Genomic DNA, 14,823 nt, shown 5'->3' on the forward strand with positions numbered 1-14,823 from the left:
GCAGTCGTATTCCGCGACATGGCGTTAAATGTGCGTGCGGGCTGCCGGTCTGTAAAGTGTTTTTGCACACCTTTTCCGGCGCGGCGCAACCGGCGGGACCCTGAACCGGCGGGGCTGACGGCCCCGGTCAGCCCTGGCTGGCGTAGTAGGCGTCCACCTTGGCGGCCACGTCCTTGTAGCCGATGTCCGCCTCGTAGATGAGCTTGAACTGCTCGATGGCCTCCTCCTTCTTGCCCATTTTCTCGAGCACGCAACCCAGGGCGTACAGCAGCTCCTTCTTTTCGTCGTCGAAGGTCACTTTTTCCTTGAGGGCCTCCTGGAATTTGCGGGCGGCCAGGTCATTCATGCCGCGGCGGGCGAAGCACTGGGCCAGATAACTCATGGCCGCAATGCGGCGGGCGGGATTGTTTTGCGCTTTCTGAAACTCCTGGATGGCCTCGCTGATCTTGCCCGCGTTGAAGTAGAGCACGCCCAGCTCGAAGCGGAGCTGCAGGTCGGTGGGATATTTCTCCACCCGCTGGCGGGCATCGTTCAACTGAAACTCCTGTTTCTGGGCCTGAAGCTGCGCGATCTGCTGCGCCTGCTCCGGGATGTTCGGATCCAGCGATTCGATGAGATAATCAAACCGTTTCAGGTTGGTGTCCGCGATGGCCTTTTCCAGCGAGGGATCCGCCCCGCCTTCGGAATTGCGGATGCGCTCGTAGTATTCGAGGGCCTTGTCGTAATCCTTCTTCTGCGCATGCAGCTCGGCCAGATCGCGCAGCACTTTCAGATTGTTGGGCTCGCGCGCCAGGCGCTCCTCTTTTTCCCGGATGAGCTGCGTGGTGACATCTTCGGTTTTCACCTGCCGGCTTTCCTGCTCCAGGGCCACGGCTTCCTCCTTGTCTTTGAGGACGTCGCGGTAACTGCCCTGACCATCGGCCAGCGCGCCAAAGCCCGTTTCATCCAGGGTGCGCCGGGCGGAGAGATTTTTGTAGGCCTGGGCCACTTCCGCATCGTTGGGGTTGGCCTTCAGCATTTCGCTGTAGATGGCCTCCGCCTTGGCGATCTGATGGATGCGCTGGTAGGCCTCGGCCAGTTGCAGGCGCAGGGCGCGGTCTTTGGGCGAGGCCTTGGCGAGAATTTCCAGCGACAAGATGGCGGTGCGCGGAAAATCCGCCGCCAGGGCGGCCTCGGCCAGCACGCGGTGGGCGGCGGAATTATGCGGGTCGTTGTTCAAGATTTGTTCGGCAATGGCGATGGCTTCGATGGGGTCTTTGCGCATGGCCAATTGGGCTTTGGCCACCAGCGGTTGCGAGCTGGCGGCGCCGATCACCTTCTTGAACAGCCCCGCTTTGGCCCCCGCTTTCTTGAACTGGGCGGCCCGCAGCAGCTCGCGGCACTCGTAGAAACCGGGTTCGCGGGCCAGGACCTGCTCGAAATGAATGAACGCGTAATCCAGGATGTTGCGTTGCAGGGCAACCTTGCCCTTCTCAAAAATCTCGCGCACTGCCGGCGGGATTTCATTGATGGTTTTCTCAGGCATAACAACTCAGGTCCCACTTTGCTTTGCAGGCTTGCATTATTCCACATCAAAGCCGCCGGCCGGGCAAGTCCTGATTTACGCGGGCGGGCCGGCGCTGCCGGTGCTGGCGCCGCGGTTTTGCAGCACGGCCTCCGTCATGGTGTTGATGTTTTGCAGGACGCGCCGGGCGGTTTCGGGATCGGCAATCTTCAGGCCAAAATGCTTGTCAAGCATGACCACCAACTGCAGGGCGTCCACGCTGTCCAGCCCCAGGCTGTTGGGGCCAAACAACGCCTGGTCATCGCCAATGTCCCCGGCGGCGACCTGCAGCATGAGGTTCTCGACCATCAACTGTTTGATTTGCGCTTTGATTGCCTGCGTGTCCATTAAAGAATTCCTCCGTCCACTTTGAGCACCGCCCCGGTAATGTAACCCGCCTCGGCGCTGGCCAGAAAGCGCACCGCGGCGGCGACTTCCTCGGGGCGGCCAAACCGCCGCATGGGCACCTGGCGGGCGCGGGCCTGGCGTTCAGTCTCCGGCAGTTGCATCAGATCCCCGCTCTCGATGTACCCGGGGCAAACAGCGTTCACAGTGATGCCCAACCGGGCCACTTCCTTGGCCAGAGACTGGGTGAGAGCAATCACGCCCGCCTTGGCGGCGGCGTAGTTGGTCTGGCCGGCCGGCGCAAGCAGGGCGCTCAAGGAGGCGATGTTGACGATACGCCCCTGGCGTTGGGCAATCATCCGGGGCAGGGCGGCCTGGCATCCCAGAAACACGCCTTCCAGGTTGACCCGCACAATGTCCCGCCACACCTCGCTGGGCATCTGGCCCAGGAGCATGTCCTGATGCCGGCCGGCGTTGTTCACCAAAACATCCAGGCGCCCTTCCTGTTGCTCCAGGGCGCCGAGCGTCTGTTGCCAGGAGGCCTCGCTGGTGACCTCCAGCTCAACACAGGCGCAGCGGCCGGGAAATTCCGCGCCCAGGGCTTCGGCGCGCTCGCGGTGCTGGCGCACGCCCAGCCAAAGGCGATTGGCGGGTGACTCCTGCAGGAAAGCACGGGCGATGGCCAGTCCCAAACTGCCATTGCCACCGGTAATCAACACGACCCGCGCTTGCATGATAACGGGAGGGGATAGTGCCGGAAAGTCGCCGGGGACGGCAACTGCAAATCACCTCATCCGCGCACCCAGGCGGCAGTCATGGCTTGATGGTTGCAACCGGCAACGCTCACGACTCCCGCCGTGGCCTGGCCTTGGGCCACGGCATCCGCCGCCAGAATCGTCTGCCAGGCGGTGGCGGCCGTGAAGGCGTTGCCCAGCAGGCTGCGCACTGCAAGCTGTTGGCCCGGCCAGTCGCTCCAGGCTTCCCGCTCGACGCCATCATGGCGCGGCAAGGCCATGCGGCTGTCACACAGCAAAGCCCGGGGGCTGGCAAAAGGTTGCATTTGCTGGCGGGCGGCGCGCATGGCGGCTGATCGTCCTCCCGGCAGCACATAGGCAAAGGGATCGCTCACCGCGGCCAGGTGCGGCGCGGCCCCAGACGGCGGGCGGCGGCCCAGCAACACGGCGCCGGCGCCTTCACTGGCAATGTGCCGGCGCAGAAACAAACGAAAGGCGTCGGCGGGCAGCCAGTCCAGTTCTTCGGCGGCCACCACCAGGCATTGCTCGACACGCCCGGCACTCAACCATTGGGCGGCCAGCGCCAGGCCGGCGAGGTAGGCGGTGTCATCGCCAATGAGCGTATAAACCGGCCCGGTCAGGCCCAGGAGGGCGGCCAGATGACTGGCCGGGGCGTTGAGCACGGTTTCCGGGAACAACATCGGACTGGCGGTGAGCGGATCCCGAAGTGCCTCGGCATAAAACCGCCGGGTGTAATTCAGTGGCCCCGCCATGGTGCAGAAAATCAGGCCCAGCCCCGGCCGCGGCGCCAGGGGGGAAGGATGGCCCAGCGCCTCCAACGCCGCAGCCACGGTAAAATGACTGATGTTGCTCGTGCGCCGCAGACGCGGATGCGCCAGGAAGCCGGGCCGCGTCGGGGGCGGCGGCACTTTGCGCGCTGGCAGCGGGGTGCTCCAGCCCGGCCGCTCCAGCTCGTTCACCGGCAACGGCTCATGGCGCAGCACGGCTTCCCGCAGCGCGGCCACACCCCATCCCGCAGGGCTGACAGCCCCCAAGCCGAGGATATGGAAGGTGATCTGGCTCATGGCCGGCGGCGCAGGATTAGGGTGGCATTGGCCCCGCCAAAACCAAAAGAGTTGCTCAAGGCGTATTCCAACACCGCCTCCTGAGGCTGGTTGACGATGGGCAGGGCACAGGCCGGATCGGGCACTTCCCAACCGGCGTTGGGGGGCAGCCATTGCTCGCGCAAGGCCATCAAGCAAACCACCGCCTCCACCGCGCCCGCTCCCCCCAACAAATGGCCGATGACACCCTTGGTGGAGCTCACGGGGGGGATGGCTTGCTGTGAGGCCGCCCAGCGTTGAATGGCGGCGGCCTCGGCGCTGTCGTTCAGCGGAGTGCCAGTGCCGTGGGCGTTGATGTAACTCACCTGTTCAGGGCGGAGTCCTGCCATGGCCGTGGCTTCCTGCATGGCCTGAAGCGCCGCCTCGCCTTGCGGATGAGGCTGGGTCAGGTGGTGGATGTCAGTCGCCGCGCCATAACCCGCAATTTCTCCCAGGATTTCCCCGCCGCGCTGGCGGGCGTGCATTTCGCTTTCCAGCGCCAGCACGGCGGCGCCTTCGCCCAAGGCCAGCCCGTCCCGCCGGCGGTCAAAGGGCCGGCATTGGGTCAGGGAAAGGGATTGAAGCGAGTCAAACCCGCAAAACACCAGTTGACTCAGGGCATCGTAACCCCCGGCGAAAACGCGCTCGGCCAGGCCCCAGCGGATCAGATCAAAGGCGTGGCCAATGGCGTTGGCGCCGGAGGCGCAGGCGTTGGCGATGAAAATCGTGGGGCCGTGAAAACCCAGGGCGCGCTGGACGTTCAGGGCCTGGCGCTGGGCCTGGTAATGCAGGCCGCGGCCGGCCTGGGCGCGGAAGTTCCGGGGGTGAGTGAGGGCATGGCGAAAATACTCCTCCCCCCGTCCCATGCCGGCGCTGGTGGTGCCCAAAACCATGGTGATCGGCTGGTGTTTCTCCCAACCGGCCTGCTCCCAGGCTTCCCGGGCAGCGTGATAAAGCAGATGATTGGCGCGGTCCCAGCGCCGCCATTCATGGGGATGAATGCCAGGGGGCGGCTCGGACATCGGCAATTCCACTTCGGCGGCGGTTTTGGCGCGCTGCCGGGACACATCAAACAGGCTTACCGGCCGAAAGGCGGGTTTTCCCCGTCGAAAACCGGCGGCGTTGGCTTGCCACCCCCGGCCCAGGGCGGTAATGATGCCGGCCCCGGTGATGACCACCCGGGCGGCGGATGTGCTGCACTGGCCGGCTTGAAATAACACGCCTCAAAATGCCCCTACGGCGCGCCAAACTTAGGAATATCCCGGGGTGAAGTCAAACTTGGATGATGCGGCGCGGGCAGATGCGCCGGGGCCCGAGCAACTTTTGGCTTTGAACGGGTTAGTGGAGTAAAGCAAACTGGCGTTGCTGCGTATGCCGCAATTTACTTACAAAGCCCGCCGCCGCAACGGCGAGGTGGTCACCGGGGTGTTGGAGGTGCCGGACCGCTCCGCCGCGCTGGCGCAAATCGAGCGTCTGGGGCTGCTGCCCGTGATGGTGGACCAGCCCAAGGGCGGCGTGGTGGTGGACAAGGCGGCCCGGAAGGGCGTCGGTGCCCCCGCCGCGGCCGGGGCGTCGGCCCTGTTGCCGCCGGGGCTGCGGGAGCTGTTTCTGCGCCAGCGCCGGCCCAAACTGCAAGAGGTGGCCACCTTTACCCAGCAACTGGCGAATCTGCTGCACTCGGGCATGCCGCTGACCGTGGCGCTGAACAGCATGACCCATCTGGAAAGCAAGGGTATTCCGGCGGAGGTCAGCCGCCAGTTGCGGCAGGATGTCACCGAAGGCCGGAGCCTGTCCGATGCCATGGCGCGGCAGCCGCTGATTTTCAGCGACATGTACGTGAACATGGTGCGGGCCGGCGAGCAAAGCGGCGCGCTGGTGGATGTGTTGCGGCGGCTGGCAGAACATTACACCCGGTTTGCGGAGGTGCAGGCCAAGTTTGTGTCGGCCCTGATCTACCCGGCGGTGGTGACGTTCGTCGGCATTGGCATCATCGTTTTCTTCATGACCTTCATGCTGCCGAAATTCAAGGAGATCTTTGAAGGCATCAAGGTCCCCCTGCCGCGGCCCACACAGATTTTGATGAAAGTGGGCGATTTGATGGTCAGCCCCAGTTTCTGGGTGATCTCCGGCCTGGTGATCTCGGCGCTGGCAGTGCTGTTCATGCGCTTCAAAAACTCCCCGGGCGGCCGGCGCACGCTGGACGGCTGGAAGCTGCGCCTGCCGGTGGTGGGGCAGATTTTCCGGCTCAACCTGTACGCCCAATTCGCGCGGGTGCTGGCGACGCTGCTGCAAAATGGCGTGCCGGTGCTCACGGCCCTCAAGATCACTGAGCAGGTCATCCCTAACCAGGTGTTGAAGGAGGCCATTGCCCAGACCCGCGAAGCGGTGACCGATGGCAAAACCCTGGCCCAGCCGCTGGCGCGCAGCAAGGTGTTCCCGCAGCTCATGATTGATTTGATCAAGATTGGCGAGGAAACCGGCGATGTGCCGGGGGCGTTGCGCAATCTGGCCGATACCTATGAAAATGAGTTGAGCTTGGCGTTGCGGGTGATGACCAATTTGATTGAGCCGGTGATGATCATCGTCATGGCCGTGGGCGTGGGGCTGCTCCTGTTCAGCATCCTCTCGGCCATGTTTGAAATCACCAACAGCATTGGACGCGGATGAAGCGGCGGCCGGGCGCAAAGGTGACAGGTGGACCCGCGGCGGGCGCGGGGCGGGGGGCGTTCACCTTGGTGGAACTGATGATTGTGGTGGCCATCATGGGGCTGGTGGTGGGCATCGGCATCCCCGCCATCTTCCGGGCGGCCGAGAAAGACGCCCTGCGCGCCACCGTCACCGCCATGATGGAGGCCTGCCAGGCGGCCCGGGCCCAGGCGATTTTAAGCGGCCAGACGCAGACGCTGATGTTGCGGCCGCGCGAGCGCGCTTTTGAAGCGCCGGGCAAAGGCTCGTTTGTGGTGCCGCAAAACGTGGGCATTGACGCGTTGGAGGTCAATTTTGTGGACGTGCGCGAATTCGACCACGCGCCGGTGCGCTTTTATCCCAACGGCACCAGTGACGAATTTACCGTGGTGTTCTCCTCCGCCCGGCATGAGCAGCGTTTCATTGAATTGGACTGCATCACCGCGCTGCCGCGGCTGGAAAATGAGCAGACCACCCGCTACCGGCGTTGAGACATGAGATGGCATGGACATGAGGGACGACTCCTGAACCCCGCCCGCCGCGCCTTCACCCTGGTGGAGGTGATGATTGCAGTGGGGATCTTTTTTATCGCCCTGCTCTCCATCCTGGGGGTGATGACTCGCGGTCTGGCCGCGGCGCGCGGCCTGCAGATCAGCGCGCCGGACACCGGCATGCTGGCGGCGGAGCGCTATGTCACCAACATGCTCGACGAAGCCACCTCCAGCGGAGATTTTGGCGACGCTTATCCGGGGTTCACCTGGGAGCGCGACGAGTACCCCGTGGCCTCCAACGGCTTGTGGCGGGCGGATTTCTTCGTCTTCAAACGCACCGATCGGGGCCCGCTGTTGTATGACACCCTGAGCATCTGGCTCTACAAACCGGATTCCAAAATGAAAGGCGGCATCAGCCGCCCCGCGTTTGAAAGTGACAACGTCGATTTGCGGTAAGGCCATGAATGCGCCGCACTTTATACCTCCCTGGCACCGGCTCCCGCGTGGCTTCACGCTGCTGGAGGTCATGCTGGCGCTGGGCATTTTTTCCATGGTTTTGGTGTCCATCTACGCCACCTGGAGCGCGTTGACCAAGGGCGCCCGCATTGCCGGGGACGCCACCGCGGCGGTGCAGCGCGCCCGCATGACCGTGCGGGCCATTGAGGACGCCTTGAACACAGCCCAGATTTACGCCGGCAACCCGGATAAATACTGGTTTGAAGCCCGCAAGGCAGGGGAGTTTTCCGCCCTGAGTCTGACCGCCCGCCTGCCGGCTACTTTTCCCGGCAGCGGTCTGTACGGGGAGCAGCGCCTGCGGCTGGTGGAATTCATTGTGGAAGAGGGGCCGGACTCGACGCGGGAGTTGCACCTCTATCAAAAAGCGGTGCTGGCGCCGGACAATGAGCCGCCCTATCGCATCACGCTGGGGCGGGATGTCACGCTCTTCAAACTCGAGTTCTGGGATCCGCAAAAAAAGGACTGGGTGGACGAGTGGCTCAACCGCCAGACCAACAGCATCCCCCCGCTGGTGCGGGTGTCGGTGGGCATGGGGCCCCGCTCGCGGCAGTTTGGCGATGACCGCGAGCTGGTTTCGCGCGTCATTGCGCCGGCGGCGATCGTGGTGCCGCGCGAGTACCAGATCCCGGGCACGGCCCAGCCGCCCACCCTGCCGCCCGGCACGCCGGTGCGCAGCGGCAGCGGCACCGTGACCCCGCCCGTTACTCCCACCCCGGCGCCGGGGCTGGGCTTCCCGGGCGGCATCCCGGGCAACTGAACCAGGCACGATGCGCACCCGCCCACCATCTCCCGTTCACCGTGGCATTGCCCTCATCATTGTGATGGTGGTCATCACCTTTTTTAGCATGCTGGCCGCAGCGTTTGCCTACCGCATCAAGGTGGAGACACGGCTGGCGCGCAATGCCGCTTACAATGCGGAAATGGACTGGCTGGGGCGCTCGGGGGTGGAACTGGCCAAATATGTCATCGGGGTGCAGCGCACCATTCCCAATGAGCCGTACGATTCGCTCAATCAAAAATGGGCCGGGGGTCCGGGCAATTCCAACAGCATCCTCGCCAACGTCCGCCTGAATGACATCGAGCTGGGCCGGGGGCGGTTCAGTGTGAAAATCACCGACTGTGAGCGCAAAATCAACATCAACCTGGCCAACGAAATCATCCTCAATCATGTGCTGGCGGTGATTGGCGTGGAGGCGTCCGAGTCGGCGGCCATTGTCGGCTCCATTCTGGACTGGATTGATCCGGATGATCAGACCCATTTGAACGGCGCGGAAAATGATTATTACCTTTCGCTGGACCCGCCCTACCGCGCCAAAAATGGGCCCTTGGACGACATCAATGAATTGTTGCTCGTCAAGGGGGTGACGCCGGAGCTTTTCTGGGGGCCCAAATACTCCGGGCCGCCCACGGTCACCCAGCGCTCACGCACCCGCTTTGGGTTGGAGCCGGAGCCGGTCACTTACTCGGTGGGGCTGGTGGATGTGTTCACGCCGTTGTCGGCGCGTTTTGTGAACATTAACACGGCCAGCGCCACCGTGTTGCAAATGTGCCCGGGCGTGGATGAAACCATCGCCCAGGCCATCATCGAGCAACGCGCCGGCCCGGACGGGGTGGACGGGACGGAGGATGACACGCCCTTTCGCAACGTCATGGAATTAACCCGCATCCCCGGTCTCTTTGGGCCGGGAGCCGCGCCCCCGGCGCCGGGACAGCCAGGCCGGCCGGCGGCGCCGCCAGCCAGTCCGCTCACGAGTTTTTTCAGCACGCAAAGTTTTACCTTCGAGGTGGAGGTGGACGTGCGCCTGGACGACCAGCAGCGCACGTATTACGCCATCCTCCGGCGCGTGGACCAGCGCAACGTGCAGGTGCTCAACCTGTGGTGGCGCTGAGCCCGACCACGCCGGGCGCCCGGCCCGCCAACTTGAATCTTGCCACGCCGCCGCAAATCCCGCTTCAATAGGCCACCAACCGAAGTAGCATTATGATTTTAATGGGCATTGGCGATGAGGCGGGCGCGCATCTCGACGCGCAAATCAAAGCACTGCACACCCTGGGCTGGCAGTACCTCGAGGCGCGCGTGGTGGAAGTGCCGGGCTTTCCCAAGGGCAATTTTCATGACATTCCGGAGCCGGCCTTCGAGCAGGTGGTGGAAAAATTGCAGCAGGCGGGCCTTCGCGTGTACTGCTTCGGCTCGGCCATCATGAATTGGGCCAAAACCGTCGAGACGCCCTTCGAGGTGACCCTGGCCGAGGTCGAGCGGGCCATCCCGCGGATGCAGCGGCTGGGGACAAAATACGTGCGGATCATGAGCTTCAAGCCCGGCCCCGAGGACGACACCATCCCGCCGGTCGTGTTCGAGCGCGTGCGCGAGGTCACCCGCCGGTTTCTGGACGCCGGATTGCAACCTGTGCACGAGAATTGCATGAATTATGGCGGCATGAGCTGGCGTCATGCCCTGGAGCTGCTGGAAAAAGTGCCCGGTCTCAAATGGGTGTTTGACACTGCCAACCCAGTCTTCAATCCCGATCGCTCACGGCCCCGGCCGTGGCCGCGCCAGGATGCGTGGGAGTTTTGGACGCATGTGCGCGATCACGTGGTGCACATCCACATCAAGGACGCCACGTGGAATCCGGCCAAAAATGATGCGGACTACAACTGGCCCGGCGAAGGGCAGGGGTATGTGCGGGAAATTTTGCGCGACGCCCTGGCGCGTGGTTATCAGGCGGGGGTTTCGATTGAGCCGCATCTGGCGGTGGTGTTTCACGATGCCAGCAGCCAGGCCTCCGCCGACGCCGCCTTCCAGAGTTTCGTGGAGTACGGGCGGCGGCTGGAGCAATTGATCGCCAGTCTGCGCGCCTGAGGCAAAGGCCCCGGCGAGGACGGCGGCGCAGAATGGCGGCCGGGCGCGCTAAGCGCACGACGGCGGCGCTTCGCGCAGTTGCGCCAGCAGCCGGGCGCGCATCTGCTCCAACCAATGCTGCAGCTCCGCGCCGGCGTAGTCGGGATAGGTCCACGGCAGGGCGGCGAAGCGGCCGTCGCGGTAAAGCAGCGCCAGGTCCGCGTACACCCCGCGCCCCAAATAAACCCGGTGCGGACTTTTCTTGCCGGTGGCGAGGATGAGATTTTCCACGGTGAGCATGCCCGGATCCAGATTCACGCGGCGGCGGCCGTCGGAATGAGCCAGGCGTTTCTCGAGGGACGCCGTGTAGTGCTTGATCTCCACGAGCCGCTCGGGGGAAGTCAGGGGCGCAAAGGACACCGCCAGCCGCCACAGGGGCGCGCCCATTTCCGGCTCATAATAACGGGTAAAATTGAAGGGCAGGGGCGGGCTGATTAGATCCGGCGCGCCGAGGACAGCCTCCATGGCGTTCATGGCCTCGGTGGCTTCCGCCGTCACCGCCCCCTGCGGCGAGCCACCGTAGAGCAGGGACAGAAAAACTTTGGCGCGGGGCGGTGGCTGAAACTCGCTCATGCGGGCACGGGAAGACAGACTTCACCCTGGCGCAGGTTGCGGGCCTCGAGCAATGCCGCCAGTTGCTGGTACAGGCGGTTGGGCTCCCATTCCCAGCGCGGCGCGAGCAGCAAATCCGGCCGGCAGGTGCTCCACAAGCGATGCAGCACCACCGTGCGGGGGATTTCCGGCAGCAGCGCGCACAGCCAGTCCAGATACTCCGCGGGTTCGGGCAGCGGCCAGGGACGGCGCGCATACTGACGCGCCAGCGGAGTGCCTTTGACAATTTGGAGATGGTGCAGCTTGAGGTGTTGCACGCCGGCCGCCACCACCATCTGCACACTCTGCCGCATATCTTCCAGCCTTTCACCGGGCAGACCGAGAATCAGGTGCGCCCCCAGCTCGAAGCGGCTGCGGCTGCGTATGCGCACGGCTGCCGCCATGAAATCGGCGGTGGTATGGCCGCGGTTCATCGCCGCCAGCACCTTGTCATTGGCCGTTTGCAGGCCCACCTCCACCATCACCACCTTGTTGCGCCAGGCCTCCGCCAGGGACTCCAGACGCTGGAGGAATTCTTCCGAGGCATAATCCGGCCGGGTGCTCACAATCAACCCCAGACAGTCCGGATCTTTCAAGGCGGTCTGAAAGGCGTGCGCCAGGGTGGGCCAGTCTCCCGCCGAGGCGGTTTCCTGTTGAAAACCCGCCATAAAACAGCGGACCCGCAGTTGCCGCAAATAGGCGCGCCCCAGTTCCAGCTGCTCTTCCACCGACTGGCCGGGCTGCAGGTAATAAGGCCGAAAACTCTCCGGCGCACAATAGGCGCATCCTCCCTGCTCGCGGTGCGGACAGGAGATGCCGGTGGTCAGGATGATTTTCCCTACCGGTTCACCCCATCTGCGGCGGGCATAATCACGCCATAAATTGATGCGCTTCGGCGCCATCATCACGCGCGAGTTGTACAATATATCACGCCGCTGCCAACCGACAATCGGTTGGCTCATCTTAAGACAAATACCCCCCACGCCGCAGGGCTGGCGGGGGGCGATAGCCGGCCGGCCTTGGCTTACAACGGCTTGATGCGGATGTTCTTGAACTGCACCACCATGGGCGGGCCAACGTGAATTTGCAGTGCAATCACCCCGGACTTGGCGGCCTTGGCGGTGTGTTCGTCCACCACGTCCACGGTCTGCCGGCCATTGATGAAGTGCTGCAGATGGTTGCCTTTGGCAACGATGACGTAGTCATTCCAGTCCTCATTTTTGATCGAGGCCTGGATTTCGTTGGAATCTCCCACGGAGCCCACCACTTCAATTTTGACCTTGTTGGCATCCTGCGGATCGGCGCGCAGGATCGTCTTTTCCCCGCGCTTGGCCAGAATGCCCCGCCCGCCTTCTTCATAAAGAATGCCGGAGTAATTTTTGCCCGCTTCGAAGTCGGCCTGGTACCCCTGCACAATGGGGCCGAAGGGGCCGTCCTTGGGCACGCGGCTGCGGTATTGAATGCCGGAGTTGCCCTTTTCGATGCGATAGGACAGGCGCAGCTCAAAATCACTGAACTCCCGGTTGGTGTACACCAGGAAGGTGTTGTGGGTCAGCTTGGGCTCCGCCTTGGTGATGCCGGTGATGACGCCCTCTTTGACGCTCCACAAGTCCGGATTGCCGCGCCAGCCCGCCAGATCCCTGCCATTAAACAGGGAGATGAAGCCGGGTTCGACGGTTTGCGCCTGCGCCGGCAGGGGGTGGAGCGACCAGATCGTGGAGCATGCCAGCACGGCGAGGAAAAGCGATGTTCTTTTCATAAGGTATTCAGCGTCAGTTGACCATGAGAATGGACGTCTCGCAACCCTAAAACCTTCATCCTTTTTGCGTGACAAATGCCGCCGCTTGTGGCACATGCTGCGCTCCATGAAAACAATGCGTCTTGGCTTGTTGGCATGGGCGTGCAGTCTGGCGCTGGCCTGCGTGGCCTGGGGCGCCGAAACCTCCACTTCAACCGAGGGCAAAAAATTGAATACCAACGAAGTTGCAGTCTTGAAAACCACGCTGGGCGAGATGGTCATTGAATTCTGGCCCGACGTGGCGCCGAAAACCGTGGAAAATTTCGTCACCCTGGCCAAAAAGGGGTTTTATGACGGCACCTGTTTCCACCGCATCATTAAAGGTTTTATGATCTAGGGCGGCGATCCCCTCACCAAGGACCCGGCCAAAGAGGCCATGTGGGGCACCGGCGGACCGGGCTACACCATCAAGGCGGAGTTCAATGACCGGCCCCATGACAAGGGCGTGATCTCCATGGCCCGCAGCGCCCATCCCGACTCGGCCGGCTCGCAATTCTTCATCGTCCACGCCCGGGCGCCGCACCTGGACCGCCAGTACACCGCCTTTGGCAAGGTGATCAAGGGCGAGGACGTGCTGGACAAGATTGCTTCAGTGCCGTGCGCGTCCAACGGGCGCGAGATGAGCAAGCCGACCCAGCGCATTGAGGTTATCAGCGTCAAGATCGTGGATCGGGCCACGCTCAAGTAGGCCGCAGTCTATGGCTTCAGTTCACCCGCGGAGCCATCTCCGCGGGTGTTTTGTTTTCCGGCTCAGAGGAGCAACATCGCATCGCCGTAACTGAAAAAGCGATAGCGTTGCGCCACCGCCTCGCGATAGGCGCGCAGGATCAGCTCGCGCCCCTCCGTGCGGCCGGGCGCCGCAAACGCGCTCACCAGCATCAGCAGCGTGGATTTGGGCAGATGGAAATTGGTCAGTAAAACGTTCACCGCGGCAAAGTGGCACGGAGGATGGATGAACAGGCGGGTCCGGCCGGTCTGGGACACGATATGTCCCCCATGCAGCCGGGCCACCGTTTCCAGCACGCGCAGCGCGGTGGTCCCCACCGCCACCACCCGCCCGCCGGCGGCACGGGCGCGCTCAATGATTTCCGCCGCCTCGGGGCTGACGGCATAACGCTCCTCGTGCATGACGTGGTCTTCCACCCGCGCCACTTTCACCGGGGCAAAGGTGCCCACGCCCACGTGCAGCGTTACGCGCGCCAGCGCCACCCCCTGCGCCTGTAACTGCGATAACAGGGCGGGGGTAAAATGCAGCCCCGCCGTGGGCGCGGCCACCGAGCCGGGCGGGCCGGCATAAACCGTTTGATATCGTTCCGCGTCCTCCGGCGCGGCGTGGCCGTCCGGCCGGTGGATGTACGGCGGCAGGGGTGGCTCGCCCAATTCGGGCAGTTGCATCCACACATCGGCGGCTCCCCGGAAGCGGAGGCGCCGGTGCCCCTCCGCATTGATATGTGTCACTTCAACACTTATCCCGCTGTCAGCCTGCTGACGATTGAGCACCTGCAAGGTGGCGCCCACCGGCGCTTTGCGTCCCGGCCCGGCCATCGCCCACCAGTCATTGGTCCCCACCTCTTCCAGCAGCAGCAGCTCTACCAAGGCCCCGCGACGTGTGCGGGCCTGAAGCCGGGCGGGGATAACCTTGGAATCGTTGACCACCAGGACATCCCCCGGCCGCAGCCAGGCGGGCAGATCCCGGAAGGTGCGATGATGCAGCGCCCCCGTGGCGCGTTCCACCACCAGCAGCCGCGAAGCATCCCGCCTGGGCGCGGGGGTCTGGGCAATCAATTCTTCAGGCAGCGGGTAATCAAAATCATCTGTCCGCATCACGCCGCTTTCTGCCACAAGCCGCCTAAAGAGCAAACCCAAATTCGATGAACCGCCGCACTTAAAACCAGGATATGCGTTAAAATCACCCTCGGAAAACATCGCCTGAAAGAGGGAGAAAAGCGCGGCTATGACGTTAAAGTAGTCCTCTTTGTGCGACACGCCCAAAAGAGCCAAATCAGCCATAAAGTGGTGCCAAAAAAATGGTGGATAAGTTTTGGAAATCATCGGCGGAATGACAGCACCCCGGCGCCAAGGCCATGGCCTCGTCCGCAAAGTAACATTTATAAACTA

The 14,823-nt window shown here is 63.4% G+C and carries 15 protein-coding genes and 1 pseudogene; 7 read left to right on the forward strand and 9 right to left on the reverse strand.

Annotated features, from left to right (window positions below):
• Positions 1-127: 127 nt before the first annotated feature.
• The 5 genes from N3J91_13290 to N3J91_13310 all read right to left on the reverse strand — a co-directional run bounded on the left by N3J91_13290 (position 128) and on the right by N3J91_13310 (position 4,945).
• A complete protein-coding gene (locus N3J91_13290; GenBank protein ID MCX8157396.1) occupies positions 128-1,525 on the reverse strand; it encodes a tetratricopeptide repeat protein in 1,398 nt (465 codons plus the stop codon).
• Between the two features lie 75 nt (positions 1,526-1,600).
• The gene (locus N3J91_13295) at positions 1,601-1,891 is read right to left on the reverse strand and encodes an acyl carrier protein (protein MCX8157397.1); all 291 of its coding nucleotides are present in this window, start codon (positions 1,889-1,891) and stop codon (positions 1,601-1,603) included.
• Entirely contained in the window at positions 1,891-2,622 is a 732-nt protein-coding gene (locus N3J91_13300) for an SDR family oxidoreductase (GenBank protein ID MCX8157398.1), read from the reverse strand. Before N3J91_13300 ends, N3J91_13295 begins: the two co-directional genes overlap by 1 nt.
• 56 nt (positions 2,623-2,678) lie before the next feature.
• Positions 2,679-3,707, reverse strand: a complete 1,029-nt coding sequence (locus N3J91_13305; protein ID MCX8157399.1) for a hypothetical protein — start codon at positions 3,705-3,707, stop codon at positions 2,679-2,681.
• The gene (locus tag N3J91_13310) at positions 3,704-4,945 is read right to left on the reverse strand and encodes a beta-ketoacyl-[acyl-carrier-protein] synthase family protein (protein ID MCX8157400.1); all 1,242 of its coding nucleotides are present in this window, start codon (positions 4,943-4,945) and stop codon (positions 3,704-3,706) included. Before N3J91_13310 ends, N3J91_13305 begins: the two co-directional genes overlap by 4 nt.
• Positions 4,946-5,096: 151 nt before the next feature.
• On the opposite strand from N3J91_13310, the gene N3J91_13315 reads away from it, so the two are divergent.
• The 6 genes from N3J91_13315 (at position 5,097) to N3J91_13340 (ending at position 10,277) form a co-directional block, all read left to right on the forward strand.
• Positions 5,097-6,392 (forward strand): type II secretion system F family protein, encoded by a 1,296-nt coding sequence (locus N3J91_13315; GenBank protein MCX8157401.1) that lies wholly within the window; start codon positions 5,097-5,099, stop codon positions 6,390-6,392.
• The gene (locus N3J91_13320) at positions 6,389-6,901 is read left to right on the forward strand and encodes a prepilin-type N-terminal cleavage/methylation domain-containing protein (protein ID MCX8157402.1); all 513 of its coding nucleotides are present in this window, start codon (positions 6,389-6,391) and stop codon (positions 6,899-6,901) included. Before N3J91_13315 ends, N3J91_13320 begins: the two co-directional genes overlap by 4 nt.
• 3 nt (positions 6,902-6,904) lie before the next feature.
• On the forward strand, positions 6,905-7,357 hold the full coding sequence (locus N3J91_13325) for a prepilin-type N-terminal cleavage/methylation domain-containing protein (protein ID MCX8157403.1): 453 nt from the start codon (positions 6,905-6,907) through the stop codon (positions 7,355-7,357).
• Positions 7,358-7,361: 4 nt separating this feature from the next.
• Positions 7,362-8,174 (forward strand): prepilin-type N-terminal cleavage/methylation domain-containing protein, encoded by an 813-nt coding sequence (locus N3J91_13330; GenBank protein MCX8157404.1) that lies wholly within the window; start codon positions 7,362-7,364, stop codon positions 8,172-8,174.
• 10 nt (positions 8,175-8,184) lie between these two features.
• Positions 8,185-9,306, forward strand: coding sequence for a general secretion pathway protein GspK (locus N3J91_13335; protein ID MCX8157405.1), 1,122 nt, complete (start codon positions 8,185-8,187; stop codon positions 9,304-9,306).
• A gap of 92 nt (positions 9,307-9,398) precedes the next feature.
• Positions 9,399-10,277 carry a sugar phosphate isomerase/epimerase gene (locus N3J91_13340; protein ID MCX8157406.1) on the forward strand — a complete coding sequence of 293 codons (879 nt, stop codon included), beginning with the start codon at positions 9,399-9,401 and terminating at the stop codon, positions 10,275-10,277.
• Between the two features lie 48 nt (positions 10,278-10,325).
• Here the strand turns inward: N3J91_13340 and N3J91_13345 are convergent, their stop codons facing one another.
• The 3 genes from N3J91_13345 to N3J91_13355 all read right to left on the reverse strand — a co-directional run bounded on the left by N3J91_13345 (position 10,326) and on the right by N3J91_13355 (position 12,666).
• Positions 10,326-10,889 carry a DUF4416 family protein gene (locus tag N3J91_13345; protein MCX8157407.1) on the reverse strand — a complete coding sequence of 188 codons (564 nt, stop codon included), beginning with the start codon at positions 10,887-10,889 and terminating at the stop codon, positions 10,326-10,328.
• Positions 10,886-11,869, reverse strand: a complete 984-nt coding sequence (locus N3J91_13350) for a TIGR01212 family radical SAM protein (protein ID MCX8157408.1) — start codon at positions 11,867-11,869, stop codon at positions 10,886-10,888. Before N3J91_13350 ends, N3J91_13345 begins: the two co-directional genes overlap by 4 nt.
• A 62-nt stretch (positions 11,870-11,931) precedes the next feature.
• Positions 11,932-12,666 (reverse strand): DUF1080 domain-containing protein, encoded by a 735-nt coding sequence (locus N3J91_13355; protein MCX8157409.1) that lies wholly within the window; start codon positions 12,664-12,666, stop codon positions 11,932-11,934.
• A gap of 115 nt (positions 12,667-12,781) precedes the next feature.
• On the opposite strand from N3J91_13355, the pseudogene N3J91_13360 reads away from it, so the two are divergent.
• Positions 12,782-13,393, forward strand: a pseudogene (locus N3J91_13360) (peptidylprolyl isomerase).
• A gap of 62 nt (positions 13,394-13,455) precedes the next feature.
• Here N3J91_13360 and queA read toward each other — a convergent pair.
• On the reverse strand, positions 13,456-14,529 hold the full coding sequence (gene queA, locus N3J91_13365; GenBank protein ID MCX8157410.1) for a tRNA preQ1(34) S-adenosylmethionine ribosyltransferase-isomerase QueA: 1,074 nt from the start codon (positions 14,527-14,529) through the stop codon (positions 13,456-13,458).
• Positions 14,530-14,823: the final 294 nt, after the last annotated feature.

This window comes from Verrucomicrobiia bacterium, from assembly GCA_026414565.1.
Taxonomy (GTDB): domain Bacteria; phylum Verrucomicrobiota; class Verrucomicrobiia; order Limisphaerales; family Fontisphaeraceae; genus Fontisphaera.

Coding starts and splice junctions, on each gene's coding strand:
- N3J91_13350 (MCX8157408.1), bottom strand. CDS start 11,869: ATGAGCCAACCGATTGTCGGTTGGCAGCGGCGTGATATATTGTACAAC.
- N3J91_13330 (MCX8157404.1), top strand. CDS start 7,362: ATGAATGCGCCGCACTTTATACCTCCCTGGCACCGGCTCCCGCGTGGC.
- N3J91_13355 (MCX8157409.1), bottom strand. CDS start 12,666: ATGAAAAGAACATCGCTTTTCCTCGCCGTGCTGGCATGCTCCACGATC.
- N3J91_13305 (MCX8157399.1), bottom strand. CDS start 3,707: ATGAGCCAGATCACCTTCCATATCCTCGGCTTGGGGGCTGTCAGCCCT.
- N3J91_13335 (MCX8157405.1), top strand. CDS start 8,185: ATGCGCACCCGCCCACCATCTCCCGTTCACCGTGGCATTGCCCTCATC.
- N3J91_13300 (MCX8157398.1), bottom strand. CDS start 2,622: ATGCAAGCGCGGGTCGTGTTGATTACCGGTGGCAATGGCAGTTTGGGA.
- N3J91_13325 (MCX8157403.1), top strand. CDS start 6,905: ATGAGATGGCATGGACATGAGGGACGACTCCTGAACCCCGCCCGCCGC.
- N3J91_13340 (MCX8157406.1), top strand. CDS start 9,399: ATGATTTTAATGGGCATTGGCGATGAGGCGGGCGCGCATCTCGACGCG.
- N3J91_13345 (MCX8157407.1), bottom strand. CDS start 10,889: ATGAGCGAGTTTCAGCCACCGCCCCGCGCCAAAGTTTTTCTGTCCCTG.
- queA (MCX8157410.1), bottom strand. CDS start 14,529: ATGCGGACAGATGATTTTGATTACCCGCTGCCTGAAGAATTGATTGCC.
- N3J91_13315 (MCX8157401.1), top strand. CDS start 5,097: ATGCCGCAATTTACTTACAAAGCCCGCCGCCGCAACGGCGAGGTGGTC.
- N3J91_13295 (MCX8157397.1), bottom strand. CDS start 1,891: ATGGACACGCAGGCAATCAAAGCGCAAATCAAACAGTTGATGGTCGAG.
- N3J91_13320 (MCX8157402.1), top strand. CDS start 6,389: ATGAAGCGGCGGCCGGGCGCAAAGGTGACAGGTGGACCCGCGGCGGGC.
- N3J91_13290 (MCX8157396.1), bottom strand. CDS start 1,525: ATGCCTGAGAAAACCATCAATGAAATCCCGCCGGCAGTGCGCGAGATT.